General features: G+C 38.9%; 14 protein-coding genes and 2 other annotated features. Of the genes, 13 read left to right on the top strand and 1 reads right to left on the bottom strand.

All coding sequences use genetic code 11. The features are described from left to right. The first annotated feature begins 273 nt into the window (after nt 1–273). From AC20OE_RS14870 to AC20OE_RS14815, 12 genes are all read left to right on the top strand, one after another. Nucleotides 274–1143 (top strand): DNA-3-methyladenine glycosylase family protein, encoded by an 870-nt coding sequence (locus tag AC20OE_RS14870; protein WP_151284136.1) that lies wholly within the window; start codon nt 274–276, stop codon nt 1141–1143. A gap of 102 nt (nt 1144–1245) precedes the next feature. Then, nucleotides 1246–2631, top strand: coding sequence for a 23S rRNA (uracil(1939)-C(5))-methyltransferase RlmD (rlmD, locus tag AC20OE_RS14865; protein WP_039177177.1), 1386 nt, complete (start codon nt 1246–1248; stop codon nt 2629–2631). A gap of 115 nt (nt 2632–2746) precedes the next feature. Next, nucleotides 2747–3157, top strand: a complete 411-nt coding sequence (locus AC20OE_RS14860; protein ID WP_059377688.1) for a DUF6508 domain-containing protein — start codon at nt 2747–2749, stop codon at nt 3155–3157. 32 nt (nt 3158–3189) lie between these two features. Continuing rightward, complete coding sequence (locus AC20OE_RS14855) at nt 3190–3705, top strand: hypothetical protein (RefSeq protein WP_059377686.1); 516 nt, start codon at nt 3190–3192, stop codon at nt 3703–3705. Between the two features lie 160 nt (nt 3706–3865). Further along, a complete protein-coding gene (locus AC20OE_RS14850; RefSeq protein WP_487268937.1) occupies nt 3866–4606 on the top strand; it encodes a MerR family transcriptional regulator in 741 nt (246 codons plus the stop codon). A gap of 26 nt (nt 4607–4632) precedes the next feature. Further along, on the top strand, nt 4633–5820 hold the full coding sequence (locus tag AC20OE_RS14845) for an MFS transporter (protein WP_487268936.1): 1188 nt from the start codon (nt 4633–4635) through the stop codon (nt 5818–5820). Nucleotides 5821–6007: 187 nt separating this feature from the next. Beyond that, entirely contained in the window at nt 6008–6838 is an 831-nt protein-coding gene (locus AC20OE_RS14840) for a DNA alkylation repair protein (RefSeq protein ID WP_487268935.1), read from the top strand. 219 nt (nt 6839–7057) lie between these two features. After that, on the top strand, nt 7058–7816 hold the full coding sequence (locus tag AC20OE_RS14835) for an HNH endonuclease (RefSeq protein WP_487268934.1): 759 nt from the start codon (nt 7058–7060) through the stop codon (nt 7814–7816). 189 nt (nt 7817–8005) lie between these two features. After that, nucleotides 8006–8229, top strand: a binding site (T-box leader). Between the two features lie 37 nt (nt 8230–8266). After that, nucleotides 8267–8491, top strand: a binding site (T-box leader). 53 nt (nt 8492–8544) lie between these two features. After that, the gene (gene thrS, locus AC20OE_RS14830) at nt 8545–10473 is read left to right on the top strand and encodes a threonine--tRNA ligase (RefSeq protein WP_059377674.1); all 1929 of its coding nucleotides are present in this window, start codon (nt 8545–8547) and stop codon (nt 10471–10473) included. Between the two features lie 158 nt (nt 10474–10631). After that, nucleotides 10632–11201 (top strand): hypothetical protein, encoded by a 570-nt coding sequence (locus tag AC20OE_RS14825; RefSeq protein ID WP_059377672.1) that lies wholly within the window; start codon nt 10632–10634, stop codon nt 11199–11201. A 23-nt stretch (nt 11202–11224) separates the two neighbouring features. After that, nucleotides 11225–12508, top strand: coding sequence for a hypothetical protein (locus AC20OE_RS14820; protein ID WP_099663046.1), 1284 nt, complete (start codon nt 11225–11227; stop codon nt 12506–12508). Nucleotides 12509–12850: 342 nt separating this feature from the next. Then, on the top strand, nt 12851–13132 hold the full coding sequence (locus tag AC20OE_RS14815) for a hypothetical protein (RefSeq protein WP_039177194.1): 282 nt from the start codon (nt 12851–12853) through the stop codon (nt 13130–13132). A 55-nt stretch (nt 13133–13187) separates the two neighbouring features. Here the strand turns inward: AC20OE_RS14815 and AC20OE_RS14810 are convergent, their stop codons facing one another. Then, on the bottom strand, nt 13188–14696 hold the full coding sequence (locus AC20OE_RS14810; RefSeq protein WP_058837459.1) for an AcpB/EbpR/MafR family transcriptional regulator: 1509 nt from the start codon (nt 14694–14696) through the stop codon (nt 13188–13190). 698 nt (nt 14697–15394) lie between these two features. Here AC20OE_RS14810 and AC20OE_RS14805 point away from each other — a divergent pair. Next, complete coding sequence (locus AC20OE_RS14805; RefSeq protein ID WP_487268933.1) at nt 15395–21538, top strand: SpaA isopeptide-forming pilin-related protein; 6144 nt, start codon at nt 15395–15397, stop codon at nt 21536–21538. Nucleotides 21539–21554: the final 16 nt, after the last annotated feature.

The following is a 21554-nucleotide window of genomic DNA, read 5'->3' as shown; positions in this document are numbered from 1 at the left end:
TATACAAATATATTCAGGGAGGAAGATATCACCCAGAGGTTCTATTTCTAATTTAAGGAAAATGATCCTAAAATGTTGAAGATTGCTGTCGAATGTTAGCTGAATTCGACTAAAAACTTTCGTCTATCCAAAAGGAGAATGACCACAAATAAGGAAGATATAACTGATAAATTCTTGTACTCTTTATGTTAAAAAGTATTCAATAAAGAGAATCATTCATGCAAAATGAAACAATTACATCTGCGTATGTTGGCAGAAAGGAAGAGGACATGTATGTGGGAAAAACAGCTGGTGATAGAGCCGCCGTATCATTTCGATCAAGTGCTTAGACGCTTATCAAGTGATCCATTAAAAGCAGTCGATTTGAGTCAAAGAGAAATCAAAGTGCCGATCAGATTGGAGCAAAAACCGTATGTGGTCATCGTTCAAGCTACTGGAACAATAGATGCGCCTATGTTCCGGGTGCGATCAAACGGCCCAGAGGAACCCCTTCTTTCTGAGGTAAAACGGATATTTGGCATGGAGCATCAATTACACATGATTCAAGACCATTTTTCTCAAACCAATTTAGCGCCCATTTTTGAGGAGCATATCGGAACGCCACTCATGCTGGATTTTCATTTATATCATTGTTTCATGAAATGCATCATTCATCAGCAGCTGAACCTTTCGTTTGCTTACGAGCTCACGAAACGATTTGTTCATACGTACGGCGAGCAAATAGAAGGTGTATGGTTTGATCCTTTACCAGAAACCATTGCCTCTCTTGAAACAGAGGATTTGAGAAAGCTGCAGTTTAGTCAGCGAAAAGCAGAATATGTTATCGATGTATCGAAACGAATTGTGAGCGGCTCTCTTTGTTTAGAGGAATTACACGATTTATCTGATCTGGAGGTAGAAGAGCGATTGCTTCCGATTAGAGGGATTGGACCTTGGACGGTTCAAAATGTGCTCATGAATGGGCTTGGAAGACCAAATCTCTTTCCAATGGCAGATATCGGCATTCAAAATGCAATCAAACAGCACTTCGACCTGCCTGAAAAACCGACAAAAGAAGAGATGGCAGTGCTAAGCAAGGAATGGACCCCATATTTAAGCTACGCTTCTTTATATTTATGGAGAAGCATTGAGACAGATAAATAAATGAAAGGCATTTTCTCTCTTTGTCCAAGACGTGATATACTAAGGAGATGGAATAAAATGAAGACAACCTATCAATGGTTTAAATAGAACGGAGAGAATAAAGTGAAAGAAAAACAGCAAGGTGCCCTTTTGCAAAAGGGACAGCAGTTCCCGCTTACCATTAAACGCCTTGGCATTAATGGAGAAGGGGTCGGTTATTTTAAAAAACAAGTGGTCTTTGTCCCAGGCGCGCTTCCAGGTGAGGAAGTGGTGGTTGAAGCAACGAATGTCCAAGCAAAATATGCAGAAGGTACGGTCAGGAAAGTGCGAAAGCGCTCTGAGCATCGAGTCAAACCGCCATGCCCAGTATACGAAGAGTGCGGCGGCTGTCAGCTTCAGCATTTGGCGTATGAGCAGCAGCTAAATGAAAAGCGTGATATTGTCATTCAATCAATGGAGCGCCATACAAAGCTATCGGTTGAAAAGCTTGATATCAGGCCAACGATCGGCATGGAAGACCCGTGGCATTACCGAAACAAAAGTCAGTTCCAAGTAGGACGTTCTCACAGCGGAGACATCATTGCAGGACTTTACGGACTGAATTCTCATAAGCTTGTACCGATCAAGGAATGTATCGTGCAGCATCCAAAAACGAACAAAACAACGGGTGTTGTTCGCAAAATTTTAGAGAAGTTCGGCGTATCTGTTTACAATGAACGGACAAGAAAAGGCGACGTGCGTTCGATTGTCGTGCGTGTCGGCTTTGAAACAGGGGAAGTACAGGTCGTTCTTGTCACATCAAAACCTGAATTTCCAAAGAAAAAAGAAATTGCCGAAGCCATTCAAAAACGTCTGCCTGAAGTGACGTCCATTATGCATAATATCAATGGCGAAAAAACATCAGTCATCTTCGGCCATAAAACATCTCACCTAGCTGGCAATATGGTCATCCAAGAATTTTTAGGAGACGTCTCTTTCGAACTAAGTGCACGTGCTTTCTTCCAATTGAATCCGAAGCAGACGCTAAAGCTTTATGATGAAGCGAAAAAAGCGGCCAAACTGACTGGCAAAGAAAAGGTTGTCGATGCGTATTGCGGCGTTGGAACCATTGGGATGTGGCTCTCAGATGGCGCAAAAGAAGTAAGAGGAATGGATGTTATCAAAGAATCAATTGATGATGCTAAGAAAAATGCCAAAAAACACGGCATGAAAAACGCGACCTATGTGACAGGAACAGCTGAACATTGGCTGCCAAAATGGGTCAAAGAAGGCTTCCGTCCTGACGTCATCGTCGTCGACCCGCCAAGAACAGGCTGCGAGCGCACCTTCTTAGACACCGTCAAACAAGTCAAACCAAAACGCTTTGTCTACGTCTCTTGCAACCCATCCACACTAGCAAAAGACCTTGAATACATGTCAAAAGACTACAAAATCGAATACATGCAGCCAGTTGATATGTTCCCGCATACGGCGCATGTGGAGACAGTTGTATCAATGGTAAGAGTGTAAAAAGTGAAGTGAATAAACAGTCCGTGATTTGAATACTGGTGGCTAACTGGTAGGATGATCACGGATTTTTTTATCAACTGAGTAAATCAAGTTCATAAAATAGAGGAGGATAACGATGAGTCAATTTGAAATACTGACAAAATACATACCGATGCTTCACGAGGACCATATCGGAGAATGGGTGATCGATCAAGAAAATGATGGAACAGCTGAACGCCCAATCCAGATGCCCTTTGTGAATTATTCCGAAACGGTCCAACGCTTTATTGAAGATGTCTATACCTTTGCAGAACAGCATCAAGAAATGGAACTTACCCGCTATAGTGAAATCCTCTCAGAAAATGGAATTGATTGGGGAACGAACGATATGGAGCATGTGGACATCTCAAATTTAAATGCGCAGTGTGTACTTGCTCTCATCATGGGGGCTTTGAGAGCTGAGCGATTTAGTGAGGGAGCCATATTCAATTTCTTTAAAAGTGGAAACATGTTGAAGTGTCTTGAAAGATTAGATTGTTTGGACTAAGAGCGGTTTATTTCAATTATTGGAGTGATCATATGAAAAATAAAACAGATGCAGCCGATACTTTTCCTCCTATGAAAATAGAAGAAATTGATCAAATTTTATTATATGATCTTGATGCAATAAAAATTGAAAAAGAAGATGAGCGTATAAAATTCATTTTACAAGATCCCTATTGTCCTGATAAAAGTCATATTCACAGTGTGTATGTCATTTATAAGAAGTCTATACTCAATTTACTTGAAGGTAGGATTCGTTCTATTCATAGTCATGAATTCATGAGTGCTAAGAAAAAAGATCGAACGATTTCTAAAGAAGATATAGAATATGTATTAGAGATGGCTACAGTTGTGGTTCTTGCAAGTGAAAATAATGGAGTAGTGACGAATTATTTTTATAGTGGAGACGGAGAAAGGTTAGATCGTATTTTTAATATATGCTTAGGTTATTCAACAGACTTACAAAAAGAGAATAAAGTAAGTTTGGAACGATTTATGAATGATATGAAGATTGTTGAGCAGATGGGATTGTTAGAAAAAATTTTAGGATAATGGGCAAAGCCTAGATTTTAGAGAAATCTAGGCTTTTTGCGCTTTTGAAAAATTTATTCAACTTCATCAAATGATTATGCAAATGAAAATCTTCTATTGACTTTCCCCTTAACTGAAAGGTTTATACTTTGATCAGATCAACAAAACGGAGGAGATCAGGATGTTCAAGATTGGCGATTTTTCTATGTTAAGTAAAGTCCCTGTCAAAACCTTAAGGTATTATGACCAAATCGATTTATTAAAACCTAAACAGATCCATCAAGATTCGGGATACCGGTATTATTCAGCTGAGCAGCTGCTTGAGGTCAATCGGATTTTTCTATACAAGGAATTAGGTTTTACGTTAAAGCAAATGGGTCAGCTTCTTCGTGAAGATATTTCTGTCGAACAGATTCAGGGGATGTTTCTCTTGAAAGAAAGTGAGATTCAGCAATTGATCGATCGAGAACAGCAGAAATTAGCCCGTATTAAGGAGCGGATGCACCTCATCAAACGAGAGGGGTGTGTTGAAAAAGAGCAGGAGGTCATCATCAAATCGGTTGAAAGCAAACACATCATGTCTTTTCAATCCAACGGAACTGTTGACGAAATCCCATCATTCTTTGAAACGTTTCATCATTTGTTACAAAAACATCCGCAAGAATTGAACTCTGAGCCACAAATCGTGCTGTGGAGGGAATCACTTGCTCAAGAAAGTGAGTTCGAATTTGAGGTTGGGTATTCCGCTAAAGCGTTAAGGGGCTCTCTTCCTCAGGGAATTACGATGCGCACGTTACCAGCTGAAGAAACCATGGCGACGCTCTTATTTCATTCAGATTCTCCATTTGCACAAACTGCTTGTGTTGACCTGGCGACATGGATCGAAAATAACGGATATCGCGTGAAAGAAGATCAGCCGTAAACATTGCCCAAAGGAGAAACGTCACGATGAAAAATAAAGCCGTTGTTTATTTACTTGCTTTAGCAGCCTTCTTAATCGGAACAATCGAATATATCATTACAGGGATTATTCAAATGGTCGCAGATGATTTACAGGTCACGACATCAGCTGCTGGTTTATTGGTCACATCCTTAGCGCTCTCAGCAGCAATCGGCGCACCGATTGTCATTGCACTAACCATCAATATCGACCGCAGAAAAATATTATCATGGATGCTGATCATTTTTACTTTAAGTAATATCGTCACAAGTGTCAGCCATTCGTTTGAAATGGTGCTGATGACAAGGGTTTTACAAGGAATTAGTGGAGGGACGGCCATTGTGGTGGCAATGGCTGTGGCTACTCGGCTTGTAGAACGAGAAAAAAGAGGAACAGCGATTGGCATCATTTTAATGGGACTCAGCAGTTCCTTGGTTTTAGGTGTGCCAATCGGGACATTTCTAAGCAGCATGATGGGATGGAAAGCATTATTTGCAGCCATTGGATTGATCACGCTCATTCCGCTGATTGTTGTATATAGGCGCATCCCTTCTATGAAAGAACAAGAACCGGTGACGCTAGGTATGCAGTTATCGATATTAAAAGATAAGAGAATTTTGCTTGCGGTGGCAGTGACACTCTTTTATGTAGGTGGATATTCTACTTTATTTACCTATTTAACGCCATTCCTGCAAGAATCAGCAAACCTTAGCATCACAGAAATCAGCGTCATTTTATTGCTAGCGGGAATATGTAGCTTTTTGGGCTCCAGTCTTGGAGGGATAGCAGCAGATAAAAAAGGCCCAATATTCACGATTTTCTCCGGAATTATTCTACAAATCATCATGCTTATGCTGCTAGCATTTGTGACAGGGAATCTCGTGGTCATGGTAGCGGTGATCATGATATGGATGATTGCTACATGGAGCACATCGCCAGCTCAGCAGCTATATCTTGTCACACTTGTACCGAAATCTCCTGATATCGCATTAAGTGTCAATACATCATTTATTCAATTCGGATTTGCTTTAGGCTCTGGTTTAGGAGGACTTGTACTAAGCAGGACATCTATATTGAACCTCAGCTGGATCAGCGCTGGAACGGTTCTTCTCGCTTTACTCATGACCATTCTGATGGTGGCGTTTGATCGAATCTCTCAGCATAAGAGTTTGAAGGTAATGGAGCAAGGAAGGTAACATAGATTCACTAGTATTGAGGGAACTACTTATTTCGGTAGTTCCTTTTTTTGATTTGAAGAAGAACCAGTTGAGGGAGTTTATTTGCTACAATGGGAGTGAATATCCGAAGGTTTTTAAGCGTTAATAACAAATGACTCCAAAAAATAATGCCAAAAATGTACTGGTAGACGGGAGAGAATACATAATGCCAATAAGCGAGGACATCATCAATCGTAAAGGCGCTCGAAAGGGGAGTGACATTCCTCATGACGTCTTGATTCTTTTGAATCAGGGAGAGTTAGAGAGTGTCAATTTAACTGAATGGTTGGCTGTCAATCACGTGACTCTATTACAGCATGTTTTGCCGTCTATTGGTTTAGACAAACATTTAATCGATCTTTCAGAAGAAATCGCCAAACAAAAAGCGGAGTCAGGCATGAAAGCGATTCGTCTCATAGGTCATTTGTTAGATGGAGTGCTGCAGGAAGAAAATGAGGAAAAAAGAGTGGAAGTCATACAGGCATGCAGTTGTCACATATCTGATAGCGTCCGCTGCTGGGCTGCTTATATGAACAAGCAGCGTTCATCCTCTTTGGAAGAGAAACTGGCGTACATTCAGCCTTTCGCAGCTGATCATCATTTTGGTGTACGCGAAATTGCTTGGATGTCAGTGAGAGAAAGTCTAAGTCAGCAGCTCGATCAAAGTATAAAATATTTAACAGAATGGACAAAAAGTGAGGATGAAAATATTCGTCGATTCTCTGTAGAGGCAATCCGTCCAAGAGGTGTATGGACAAAGCATATTGAGTTATTAAAACAGGAGCCAGAAAGAGCACTGCCAATTCTAAATCACCTCAAATCTGATCCATCAACATATGTTCAAGATTCTGTAGGAAACTGGCTGAATGACGCTAGTAAAACACAGCCTGATTGGGTACGAAATCTGTGCGAACAGTGGTCAAAGGATTCTAATACAAAAGCGACAAGCAGAATTGTTAAGAAAGCCAAGAGAACGATTGTGAAGGGGAATTTGTGAAAAAGAACATGAACTAAATTTCCTTTTTTGAGGGAATTTTTATCTGAATGATTCAGGAGAAATTCTTAGAGGTATGCAGGTATATTCTTCAGAATGGTATAAATTAAGTTTTGTTTGAGTCAAATATTGTTTTTGTAACCATTCAATAGAGCATATTAATTCTTCTGAATATCTATCTATAAAGAAAACAATATACAGAGAGAGTGAGTCGTACCATTGATGAATCAAGATACTTTTGCTGATTGGTTGAGAACTTATACAAATATAAAACCATACTCTATTGGAAGATACTCTAAAGCGATCGGCACTATATCCTCAGAATTAGGAGACTATGGATTACAGAAGATTAATTTATTTAATCTAACTGATGCTGCCTTTATCGATGAAATTCTTAGTAATCCAGAGTTCAAAAAGAAGAATGAAAAAGGACATAGGATGTATAGTGTAGCTTTAAATCATTTTAAAAAATACATTGAATATTATGATGATTCTGAGTTGCAAGCAGAGCTATTTAAAGAGGAGCAGGAGTTTGAAAAGTACCTAATAGGAGATCCTGCTGATGTCGGTAGAGCTGATATTGAGGATAAGCCAAGAGATAAGCCTGAACATAGGTTAGTGAAAAATAAAAAGGTATGGAGTAGAAATCCTAAATATGCAGTTTTAGCTGTTGCTGATGCAGATTATTTATGTGAGTTCGATAAACAGCATAAGCATTTTATTTCTAAGTTTAATGGAGAGAATTATGTAGAGGCTCACCACTTGATACCAATGCAATATCAGGATCAATTTGATCACAGTTTAGACATCCATGCTAATATTGTTTCAATTTGTTTAGTCTGTCATAAGAAAATCCATTATGGACGATTTGAGGACAAGAAAGAAATATTAGATAAGCTATTTCACAGTAGGAGAGAGAGACTTCTTAAAGGTGGAATTGAGATAGAAATTTCACAGTTATACACGTATTATCAGGATTGAGAAATCTAAGGGAATTATGGCTGGCTTAAGATTACTACCTACATTAGGATGCTAATTGAGTATTTAGGGCAAATTGATTATAGCCTGAGTAAAATCACTCAAAATGCCATTTTAAAGAATGAATTTCATTAGCTTTACTCAAAATAAAGCTTTACATCATCCATTATCATCATGTAAGATATGGAGAAATTAAAAGCGAAGAAAAGGACATGAGCCATTTTTACTGGTTATCAGAGAGGGAAGTCACGCTGAAATCTTCCTAACACAGAAAAGTTGTCTTACCACCTTTGAGCTGTATTGGGGAAATTACAGTATCCAATATCGTTTACGCCACGTTACGGCACCAGAGCCATAAAGCGAATACGCATTATGGGAATTTGGGTGGAACCACGGATCACACATTCGTCCCTCTATGAGGGATGGGTGTGTTTTTTTGTACACTCATATAGGATCATTGCTTTGAAAAGGACATGAGCAGCTTTTATCGGTTACCAGAGAGGGAAGTCACGCTGAAATCTTCCTAACGCAGAAAAGCTGTCTTACCACCTTTGAGCTGTATTGGGGAAAATTGCAGTATCCAATACCGTCAATGCCGCGTTACGGCACCAGAGCCATAAAGCGAATACGCGTTATGGGAATTTGGGTGGAACCACGGATTACACATTCGTCCCTCTATGAGGGATGGGTGTGTTTTTTTTATTTCAAAAAATAGGAAAGGTGTGTCAGTTATGAGAGAAAACATGGTGAAGATTCAATTTCTAGATGGAAAGATAAAGGAGTTTCCCGCAGGTACGACTGTTGCAGATGTTGCCTTCCATATTAGTCCGAGCTTAAGAAAAAAAGCGGTGGCGGGAAAGGTCAATGATCAAATGGTTGATTTAAGTGAAAAGCTAAACAGCGATGTTCGGCTGTCTATTGTCACACTTGATTCAAAAGAAGGGGTTGAAGTGCTGCGCCATACATCTGCACACGTATTAGCCCAGGCTGTGAAAAGGTTATATGACAATGTCACACTAGGAATCGGTCCTGTCATTGAAAATGGATTTTACTATGATATGAAGCTCGATCAAACATTAAGCGTAGAGGATTTGGAAGAAATTGAAAAAGAGATGAAAAACATCATAAATGAGAATCATCCCATCCAAAGAAAAGAGGTCTCTTACAAAGAAGCAGAAGCGCTGTTTGCACATGATCCATATAAGCTGGATATTTTAAAAGGGTTACCCTCTCAAGAAGCCATCACAGTTTATCAGCAAGGAGAATTTGTAGATTTATGCCGCGGGCCGCATGTACCTTCTACAGGGTACTTAAAGTCATTTAAACTAACACGTGTTGCAGGGGCTTATTGGCGGGGAGATAGCAATCAGGATGTCTTGCAGCGAGTGTATGGTGTAGCGTTTCAGCATCCAAATCATCTAGCTGATTATCTTCATTTCATGGAAGAAGCAAATAAACGTGATCACCGGAAATTAGGGAAGCAGTTATCCCTCTTTATGTTTTCAGAAGAAGCACCAGGCATGCCGTTTTATTTACCAAAAGGTCAGATTGTCAGAAATGAATTAATGGCCTTTTCAAGAGAAGTGCGAGGAAAAGCGCAATACGAAGAAGTGAGTACACCGTTTATGATGAACCAAGAGCTTTGGGAAAAGTCAGGGCACTGGGATCATTATCATGAAAATATGTATTTCTCAGAAGTAGACCATACAAGCTTTGCTTTAAAACCGATGAACTGTCCAGGGCATATGCTCATGTTCAAAAACAGCTTATATTCATACAGAGACCTCCCGATCAGAATGGCTGAGTTTGGCCAGGTGCATCGTCATGAATTTAGCGGAGCGTTAAATGGATTGTTCAGGGTCAGGACATTTTGCCAAGATGATGCTCACATTTTTTTAAGAGAAGATCAAATCGAAGCTGAAATCAAACGGATTTTCCAATTAGTTGATCATGTGTATCGGACATTTGGGTTTGAGTATTCCGTCGAGCTATCCACTCGTCCAGAAAAAGCCTTAGGGGATGATGCCATTTGGGAAATATCCGAAACAGCACTAAAAAATGTGCTTGATCGTCTAAAGGTCGACTACCAGCTAAATGAAGGAGATGGGGCATTTTATGGACCGAAGATCGATTTTCATATTAAAGATGCCCTGCAGCGGAGCCATCAGTGCGCCACAATTCAGCTGGATTTTCAAATGCCTGAGAAATTTGATTTAACATATATCAATGAAAAAAATGAAAAGGTACGACCAGTTGTGATTCACAGCGCCATTTTTGGTTCTCTAGATCGTTTCCTAGGCATTCTCATTGAGCATTTTGCGGGTGTCTTTCCATTATGGCTAGCACCAGTACAAGTACAAATCATCCCAGTCTCAACTATTCACCTTGATCACTGCTTAAAGGTGCAGCAGCAATTAAGAAGTATCGGAATAAGAGCAATAATCGATGAGCGTGATGAAAAACTTGGCTATAAAATGAGAGAAGCACAAATGCAAAAAATCCCTTATATCGCTGTCATTGGCGATACAGAAATGCAAGACAACACACTAAATATTAGACAGCACGGAGAAAAGACTTCAAAGCAAATGTCTGTTGAGGATTTTAAACGTTTGGCAGCTGAGCAAATAAAAGACAGAACAGCTGCTCAAGAAATGATGTGATGATTTCATTACGAAGAATGAGACGTCCATTGAATGATGGGCGTCTTTCCCTTTCCATTTCTGCAATGGAAAGGGAAAATATTGAAACATTTTTTCGGTAAAATCGTAATAAAGATAGAGCGTTCAAAAGAAACATTTAAAACGGAGAGGAGTATTACATGGATCAAGCTGCACTGAAAAAGATGAGGACAAAACAAGTAGTTATCTCTAATTTACTATTCGGCGTGATGATCTTGATTTTTTTTGTTTTGATTCAAAAAGTTGAGATTCAATTTACATATTTCTTTCTTTGTTTAGGAATCTTCATGCTCCTTCAAGGCATTTACGGCTTGATCAAAAAAGGATCAACAAAGTCTTTCATTCCCATTTTTGAGCAGGTAGCCATTTATGAAAAAGAAAAATTGGGAAAAGAGTGGGAGAAAGAACAAAGAGTGGAGAACATTTGGAAATTGATATTGAGCGGGCTTATGTTCTTCCAATCATTTAGTTTACAAACAATACCAGATTCATTCTTTGAAATAGAACTTAAGTTTCTCATTTTCTTATTTGTTATGGCTCTAGCCATTATCAATATAAGCATGCTCTTTCGCTTTAGAAAAATCGATCGGTCGACTGAAGCGCACGGATTAAAAGGCTTTACAAAGGAATCAAATATGCTGGCAATGGCATTAGGATTATTATCAGTGATCGTCATATTCGGCTTTATCGTCATCTTTCTTCTTCCATAAAACTGAATTTTGAGGTGAAACAAATGAATGCAAACATACAACAACTGATCGATCAGACAAAGGCGAAATTTGGCTTAGATCTTTACTATCTAAAAAGGCACAATTTTCATCGTTACGTCAATATGTTCAATGAAACGGTGTATACATTGAATATGGAATGGTTTCCCACCCATGAAGCTGAACCAGAGGACGATGATCTAAACCCGGACGGCACTGCTGTGATTGACGTGAATTTGAATACAGGGCAGGTTGAAACGGTTATTTTTGTCATGGATAAAACCTTCGCGAAGAATGGTGTCACATTTAAGAGGCCTTATCCAGCTCATGCCATTCAATGGATTGAACAAGAAACAGGGTTGATTGATGGTGAGCATTTTCACTTGCAACAAAAGGAGAAAGGGGAACTTTTTTTCGAAGAAGCAATAGATGGTGTGAAAGTGACGCCTTCAGGCAGAATCGAGGTGAAATGGAATGAACATGGGCAGCTCATTCACTTTATACATCGAGGGCCATTTATGGCAAAAAAACGACTAAGAGCTGAAGAATATGTGCTTTCCATTGATAGGATCGAGGATTTAGCTCAGCAGCAAGTGCAGCGGTTTGATTGGCCCTCCTTCGAGCAGAATCGAATCCGCCCTATATTTGCGTTAGAAGAAATTTATGTCAAGAACGATGGAACAGGAACGATACCATTTGAAATTGGACGTGAAGAAACACATTGTATACACATGAATCAGGTCATGGAGTGGAATGAACCTTTAACCAAAATCTTTGAAAAAAAGGAAATCAATATAAACGAGGACATTACTGCTGAACAAGCCTTCTCACTGGAGCCTTCACCAGATACATTCCCGATCTCAAAAGAAGAGCAAGCGGAGTGTATCAAAGCGGTTCGCACCTTTTTGGCGCAAAAATATTCAAAGGATACAGGGAAGTGGGTGCTTAAAACACTCCACCGTGATCATGGCTATATCGAAGCGATATTAAAAACGAATGAGCAAGAAGGCTGTGGATTTATGGATAAGATCAAGGTCTTCATTGATCCCAGCACTTTTGAAGCCATTAATTACATAGATAAAAAAGAGATGTTTCAAGTATGCGGGATACTCAATCCATCTCAAACAGCTAGTGAAATCACCATTTCTCAGAAAGAAGCCTTTGAAACATTGAGAGAACGCCTCGAACTTACACCCATCTACGTCTATGACGATGTGCAAAAACAATATGTTTTATGCGGCAAGCTTGACTGTCATGATGGCGTTGATGCAGTGAGCGGCGAAGTATTCTCTTTGACAGACCTTTCATAACTTCTAAAAGAACAGTGAGTAGCTGTTCTTTTTTGTCCTATTTTCCTCTTTTTAGAATAAAAATGGAATTTTGTAGAAGGAAGTTGTCGTTTCATCACGAAAGAAACAGATAAGAATATGATCATAGGTCCATCGGTGGGAATTCGTATTTCATACAGTAAACGTCATACATATGGAAAACTCATGACAGTAAAGTTGATCTACAAATCTTTTAGAAGAAAAAATGACATTGTGTCTCTAGTAGTATGCGAAAATAGGCGGACTGAGATCATAGGGTGAGTTGAACATGTTTGTTTTAGGTAAGCTTAAAGCTATAAATAGAAGAAAGTGAGGATATCTAACTTGAGTACATTGGAAGTGTTTCGTCAGTTTTTGGTTGACCATTATCCTGCGTTACAAGATGAGCTTTGGTTGCAAGATGTTGATACCCTTCGAATCTCTCCTATTCTTCATCCTTTTCTGAAAAGCAAGCTGCCAGAAGGAATCGAAAAATTCACTTGTGTCCTATTCACGCAGCAGACAGATCAAACTGCTGCACCGCTCAAAGTCTACCTTCTATTAGATGAATATGAGCAATCGCTTTATGCTATTGATTTGATGAATGAACAAATAGCGCTTCATTAATACAGAAGCAAAAAGCTGCTTGAGAGAGCTCCTCAGCAGCTTTTTTTGGTGAATCTTAGTTTGTCATATCAACCAATCTTGAGTGCAAGTTGTCCACTTCTTTCTTTGTTGGAAAAGAGCTGATCAGCAGCGTAGACCGTCCTAATTGATTAGGAAGTTCAGTATCGGTCACAATCATATCAATCCCAAGTCGATCCATTGTCTGTTCATTTAATGTATTTTCTGGACTTGTGAAAATATGAATGAGAGGAGGCAATCTTAATTTAATTAAATCCGCAATAAACAAACTATGATTATAACCTAATGTTGAAATGACAAAAATGTTCAACACGTTTCTCCGATCCATTTCCAAATGAACAAGCCCCCTCCAGTTAGAAGTAATGATACGAATCAATTCTCGTTCATTTTTCACAAAAGAAGCAAGTATATCGTCTGTTTTTAACTCTTGGATGATATGAGTAATCCTCGAATAGAAATAAGGAAGCTGTTTTTTTACCTCTGATAAATACCTCGATTTCTTTTTGAAAAGGAATCCATCTCTTACGGTAATTTCCCTAGAATACACATAATATTGGAGAAGAATCAGTGTCATCGCCTTGCGATTAGCCACCTCTTGATGAAATATCAACTCCAGTTGGTTGATAAAGGAATGAATGGCTTCGAAGAGGTGTGGTGTATGCGATTGAAAGAACGTCAATTTTTCTTCGACAGTTTCAATTGATTTATAATGGCCAATAGCTGGTTCAATCAATAGTAAAAAGACAAATTCGTGACGATCCAACGTAACACCAAAAGTGTCCTTTGTCATTTGGCAAACGTGTTCTTCCAAGTTTTTGATTTGATTATAGATACCTTTAGCTGTAGATGTTTGTTTTTCCTTATCCATTGAGTACCTATAATTGCGTCGTATTGAAAAATTTTTCCTCACTCGGTGTATGGAAACGGCGAGCCATAGGCAAAATTTATCTATAGCCACATCAGGTAGATTGACTTCGAGCACCTGAAATAGCTTTTGTAAAAAATCAACTGCATCTTGCTTTTGAATATCATCGAATGGCCAAAGCCTGCTTCCATAGACTTCAAACAAAAATTCCACAAAAAATTGACGAATCTCCTTCTCATTTCCATGGAACTGCATACTATCTGGTCGTAACTCAATGTCATACGAGATAAGAAGCGAATTGATTTTATGAATGGTGTTATACAATGTGGATCTACTGATATTCAGTATGTCCATCCATTCATAGAAAGACCTGTTTTGTTCAAAGAAAACGCCGTCAATCAATCGAATTTCAATCGTATCTTTTAGAATTTCTTTGATATAGTAGTCGACTCGTATCGTCTGTGTATAACAAATGGATATGCCTTGTCTTGGCTTTATGTGGATTAACGGCTCTCCGTTTTCTGTTTGGAACGACTTCATTTGTTCTAAATCGCTTTGAATGGCACGAACCGAACCGATTTGTTCATTCGATATTTCTTGAAGGCTCCACCACTTATCTTTTGATACAAGCAGTTTTAAAATTTTTATCCATCTCTTTGATTTATTATCAATGAGCTCCATTAAACAACTAACTCCTTCCCTTGGCTTGCCTCTATATTATGAAGTTCACTTAAAGAACATTTGATTTTCTAAATAGGCATAAAATGATTTTAATGTTTAGGCTAAATCGTTTTGTCTTCACTTTTCATGATAAAAGAGAAAAAAATTAGACGAAAACAAATATTATTCGTTAATTCTCCATATTTTTCTTTTAAAAGGTGATAATTATGCCATGAATCCTATAAAAATGGATCATTTTAGATATTTTGTTTATTTTTTTGCTGTTGAAACGGTAAATGAAAGAATAAAATGCAGCAGATTTTTGATTACCATATGAAAGGGAGTAGAAAGGAATGCGGTCTATATGATGCTGAACTGTCTAACCATACATACCATATGATACATGCTTGTTTCATATGAACGAACTATATGTGAATACATGCTTATATATGCATGTACACATCGTTTATTGTTCATTCAAGTATCAATAGAAAAATTCATATTTATTCTTTCATGATCCCTCTCACTATTCCCCATTTCTATGGACCCCAATCCAGTTATTGAATCCACTATCATGATTGATCAACTCATTTTATTCATAGGGTCGTAAGGTGCAATTTTTTAGAAAATATTTGATCAGAAGCGGAGTGATTGATCGGACAGTATACAACTGATTTTTTATCATTGCTGAAAATTAATTTTAGAAAAGGGTGGATGTATTGAAAAGAATATTGTCGCTGGCACTCATTACAGTGCTAGTCATACAGTCTAGTATATTAGGAGTCTTGCCTTTAGCAGGGGCACAAGCAAAAGAAATTCAAGAAAATATTTATGGGGATATTGAGTTTGCTGATAGCGAAGGCAATAAGTTATCAAGCATGGAAGATCAGCAAGTAAGAAAGGCCACTGTGCATTGGTCAATAAAAGGAATTGATCTAAAAAAACAATATCCGTATGTTCTCACTCTTCCTTCAGCCATCCAGGTAGAGAAGGAGCAGAAGGAACCCATTACTGTAGGTGACATACCTGTTGGCGAGTATACCGTTTCAAAACAAAATGAAGTGACGGTAAAATTTAAAGAAGATGTTGAGATCGATCCAAATTTAGAAGGATCAATTGACATCGATGTCACCAGTATAACTCAGCAAGAAGAGAAAACAAAGCAAAATGAGGGTGAAGAAAGCCTTCCAAAAGATGACTCAACCTCATCTGAGAAAGATAAAGCTTCTAACAATCAAGAAGCCGCTCAAACGAAACAAAATGAAGAAGATGAATTACTAAAAAATAAAGTGAGCGTGTCTAAGCGTGCAGGGCTGCAAAGTGTTACAAAACAAACGCTGATACAAGAAAATCTCCTCACTGATGCGAAATTAATATTTGAAGATCCGGAAGGAAATTCAATTGAGAAACCTGATATCAACTCGCTGATTTCCATTAACTATGAGTGGGCCATCCCGAATGGGCATAGCTATAATGGCGGAGATGAATTCCATTTCAAGGTTCCAGAGGAATTAGTGATTTACGAAAAAATCGATCGTCTCGAGATGAAATTTAATCAGGCAACCGTTGGTTATTTCTCTGTAGATGAGAGCGGAAATGCCTCCATCGAGTTCACCGATTTTATTAAACAATATTCAAATATCCATGGAACACTTCAAGTTTGGACGCAATTAGATCAACAAACAGTCATCACGGAAGAAAAAGATGTCATCATTACCCCGATTGAAGGCAAGGATACGGTATCTATTCCGATTCAATACATTCCAAATGGTCCAAACGTCTCTAAAAAGGGAAAACCAAATCGATCTTACAATGCTGAAACCATTCAATGGACAGTAGATTTTAATATGGACTTAGACGATGTGAAACAAGCGAAGCTATTAGATCCGATTCAAGAAGGTCAGGCATTGAAAAAAGATTCAATCAAGCTTTATCGTATTGATACAAAGCTAAATGGGGAAACATCGATTGGCCAGCTGATTGACGAAAACCACTACACAATCGGCCAAACAGCAGATGGTCAAGATTTCACGATTGAATTTAAAGATGACGTGCATCTAGCTTACCGTTTAATGTATGAAACGGACATTACAAATCAAGATCAGTCTGCATTTCGTAATAAAGCGTCCCTAGTTTCCGGTGATAAAGTGATCAGTTCAGCAGAAGGCACAGTGAATGTGACAAGAGGCAGTCCTTTAAATAAAAAAGCCGCTCACTACGATCCAGTCACACAAACGATTACTTGGGAAATTCGATATAACTATAACGAAAAAAAGCTGGCTCAAAAGGATGCTTTGTTAGAAGACTACTTTAATGGCACACAGGCGCTGATTTCTGATTCATTTCAAGTCAAAGAAGTCACAATTGATCAAAATGGCAACGAAGCAGGGACAAAAGCGTTTGAAAATTATGTAGTTCAACCTCAAAAAAAGGATGAGAAAAACGGGTTTACCTTGCAATTCAATCAAGATATTCAATCAGCTTATCTCATCACCTATGAAACAAAAGCAACCGAGCGGGTTTTTGAAGCTGAAGAGATCATCAATACCGTAACAGCTGGCAAAGAGAGCAAACAAGGGAAGCAAAGAATTGACCAGCAAATCCTAACGAAAAATCATGGAACACCAAATTACAAGACCAAGACTATTCCATGGCGTATCACCTTCAACAAAGATCAACAAACGATGAACAATCTAATATTAAAAGATACGTTTACAAACGAAGGATTGACGCTGCAAAAAGATAGTTTAAAAGTGACGACAGGCAATTCAGTGCTTGAAGAAGGCACAGATTACCTAATAATTGAACATGAAAATGGATTTGATATTCAATTTACGAAAGAAATTAAGACAGAACATATCGTCACATATACAACGTCTTTTGATTATGAAAAAAGAGCAGATAAAGACCAAAAGAATCTGCGTAATCATGTAAAGCTTGAATGGATAAATGAAGATGGCAAGGATTTGACGAAGGAAAATCAATCTGTCTTCACGCCTGACACATACACGCAGTCAAATGGTTTTAAGAACGGAACTTATGATGCAAAGAAAAAAGAGATCACATGGAATATCGGTGTGAACTATAATTTGAAACATCTAGAAGAGGCGAGAATCGAGGATTTCATTCAAGGAAATCAGCGTTTGCTTAAAGATTCAATCATCGTCTATTCGCTTGATTTACAAGGCGGGGAAAATGGAGCAGAAGAAAAAGAGGTATTAGCGAAAGAACATTATGACATCAAATTCCTTGAAAATGAAAAGGGAGAAACAGGCTTCGAAGTCATCTTCAAAAAAGCCATTGATTCCCCATACAAAATCACGTATCAAACAAGTGTTGAAGGAATGGATTTAGTACAGAAAACCTACGAAAATAAAGCGACCCTTTATGATGGACAGACAAAAGAATCAGATGTGAATGCTGTGGTGTCCATTCCAAATGGAGGGAAATACACGAGCAAATCAGGAAATCAACAAGGGAAAGTTATTGATTGGAAAGTAAATATCAATTTTGGTCAATCAACAGTCCAAGATGCGACGATTATAGACCATCCAAGCAGTAACCAAGCCATAATTGAAAACTCATTTCATCTCTATTCGACGACAATAGATGAAAAGGGGCAAGTGACAAAAGCAGAAGAGCTGGAAAAAGGGAAGGATTATGAACTAGACCTTGAATTCGACCCAGATTCTTTTCAAATCAAATTTAAAGAAGAAATCACGAGACCATATATTTTGGAATACCAATCTCTCATTTTAGATAAGGTGGGAAGTACACTTCAAAACGAAGTAACGTTTAGAGGTGAAAATGTAAAAGAAATCAAAAAGGAATCCGAAGCCTCAATTGTGGTCAAACGCACAGCTGGCATGGGGGACGGCACAGGAGCGATTGGTGCTTTAACCGTTAAAAAGGTAGATGCGAGTACTGGAAAAGCGCTAAAAGGAGCAACCTTCTCTCTGACAGATGCTGCGAGCGGCATCGTCATTGGTACAAAGACAACAGATGAAGAAGGATCTCTTCGATTTGATCGTCTTCTGTATGGTGATTATATCGTGACAGAAGAGAAAGCACCTGATGGTTATATTAAAACCAAGGATCCGATCCATATAACGATTGATCAGCCTTACGAATCTGGAGATCAAGCGAAAACAGGAAATAGCATGACGGTGCAAAACCAAGAAATCCGCCAGCATGTCAAGTTAACGAAAAAAGACAAAGAGACGGGTGCAGCATTAGAGAATGCAGAATTTGAACTGAAAAATGAATCTGGAGATACCGTCCAAACCGATTTGAAAACGGATGAAAAAGGAGAAATCCTTTTCAAACATCTTGAGCCAGGTTCCTATTATTTTGTTGAGACAAATGCACCGAAAGGCTATCAATTAAATCAGCAAAAATGGCCGTTCACCATTAAAGAAAATCAAACAGAAACAACAATTGTAACTGCAGTAAATGACATCATCAAAGGCTCAGCAGAATTGAGCAAAATAGGTGAAGGCGGAGAGCGACTAGAAGGTGCACAGTTCAAGCTTTTAGATCAAGATGGGCATGAGCTAAAAGGTTCGCTTGTCACAGGAGAAAATGGCAAGATCACGATAAACGAACTAAGGCCGGGCACGTATCAGCTCATTGAAACAAAAGCACCCGATGGTTATGTATTAGATGAAACGCCAATCAAATTTGAAGTACCACTTGATCCAAAGGAACCAGTCGTCATTTCGCAAAAGAACTTCTATGAAACAAGTGCATTAGAAGTGAAAAAAGAAGGGGAAGATGGCAAGAAGCTTCAAGGTGTTCAATTTGAAGTCTTGGATCAAAATGACAAAGTCGTACGTAAAGATTTGACAACAGATGAAGATGGGAAGCTTTTGGTTGATGACCTCAAACCGGGCAAATATCAGCTCGTGGAGACAGAGAGTATTGATGGTTACCAAAAGAAAAATAAATCTTATCCTTTTACCATCGAAATCGCACAAAAAACACCGGCAGAAATCAAAGTGATCAATGATCTCAAAACTGGATCTGTCCAGCTCACGAAGCTCGGTGAAAAGGATGATGTGCTTGAAGGAGCAGAATTCAAGCTTGTAGATGCAAATGGAAAAGAGATGAAAACAGGTCTTGTCACTGATCAGAACGGGAAGATCATCGTCAACGATCTGAAGCCTGGAACCTATCAGTTTGTTGAAACGAAGGCGCCATTTGGTCACGAGCTTGACGAAACACCTGTCACTTTTGCTATTCCATTTAACCCTGAGAAGCTGGTCAGTGTGACAAAAGAAAATAGCCGCAAAACAGGCGGAGTGCTGCTCCACAAAAAAGGCGAAGATGGGAAATCATTAGAAGGGGTTGTCTTTGATCTATCTGATGATAAAGGAAAGATAGTGGCAGGAGGAGAAGGAATTACAACCAATCAGGATGGAAAGATCACCTTCACAGGGCTAAAACCTGGAACCTATCAATTTGTTGAAAGAAAGAGTCTTGAAGGCTATGAATTGAGTACGAAACCACTTGTCTTTGAAGTTGAATTAGGTCAAAAAGAATTGATTCAAGTGGAGGCAATCAATCAGCTTAAGAAAGGTTCTGTAGAACTCACAAAAATAGGGGAAGAAAAAGAAAGATTGAAAGGCGCAGAATTTACACTTTTCAATGACGATGGCAAAGAAATGATGTCAGGTTTAACAACAAACGAGAAAGGCATCATCACTGTCAACGATTTGAAACCAGGCGCTTACCAATTGGTTGAAACGAAGGCTCCGTTTGGACATAAACTAGATGCAGAACCAGTAGAATTTAAGATTGATTTCAACCCAAATCAACTGGTGAAAGTGACAAAAGAAAATATTCGGACGACAAGTGCTGTGAAGCTTCAGAAAAAAGGAGAGGATGGTCAGTTGCTGGCTGGGGTGACCTTCGATCTGATGGATGAGCATGATCAGCGTATTCAGAAAGACTTAAAGACAGACAAAAACGGTCAACTGACAGTCGATCAACTGAAGCCAGGAACCTATCGATTTGTCGAAACAGCAAGCATTGCCGGCTATGAATTGGATCAGACACCTGTCTCATTTACGATTCGTTTAGGTCAAGACAAACCAGCAAAAGTAGAAATGATCAACAAACTGACGCCGGGAGCAGTGGAACTGACCAAAATCGATGATGAGGGACATCCGCTGGAAAATGCAGAGTTTGCTCTTCTGAGTAAAGAAGGAAAAACGTTGAAGAAATCACTTGTAACGGATCAAAAAGGAAAGCTTCACATCAACGATCTAAAACCGGGAGAATATCAATTCGTTGAAACGAAAGCACCTCATGGTTATGAATTGGATAATAAGCCGATCCTGTTCACAATTGAGAAAAATCAGCAGAAGCCGCTTCAATTAACAGCGAAGAATCACTTGATCTTAGGAAGTCTGCGTATCATAAAGGTAGACCAGCAGACAGATAGAACCTTAAAAGGGGCAGCCTTTGACATTCGTACAAAAGCTGGGAAAACCATAAAATCTGTGACAACAGGAAAAGACGGAGAAGCCATTGTCAAAGGGCTTAAACCTGGAGAGTATCTACTCACAGAGACGAAAGCACCAGATGGTTATGTAGCTTTAAAGAAACCGCTCGCTTTTACAATTCAAATAGGCGAAGTGGAGATCAAGACAATGATTGTGAAAAATGCACCTGTGAAGAGTGAAGAGGACCACACGAATCCTCCAGCCTCAGATAAAGGGGATCAACATCCGCCTCATGACTCAAACGGAGAGCTGCCAAAGACTGGAGAAGAATGGCTGCGTTACTTGATGTATGCAGGGATTTTACTAGTAGCTTCTGGAACTGTTCTTCTTGTTCTTAGAAGAAGAACCATTCAGTAAGAGGAAGGAACGAGTG

It is taken from the genome of Bacillus sp. SRI_025, assembly GCF_057592095.1.
Note: the sequence above shows the minus strand (reverse complement) of the source record. Positions and strands in the feature narration are given on the sequence as shown.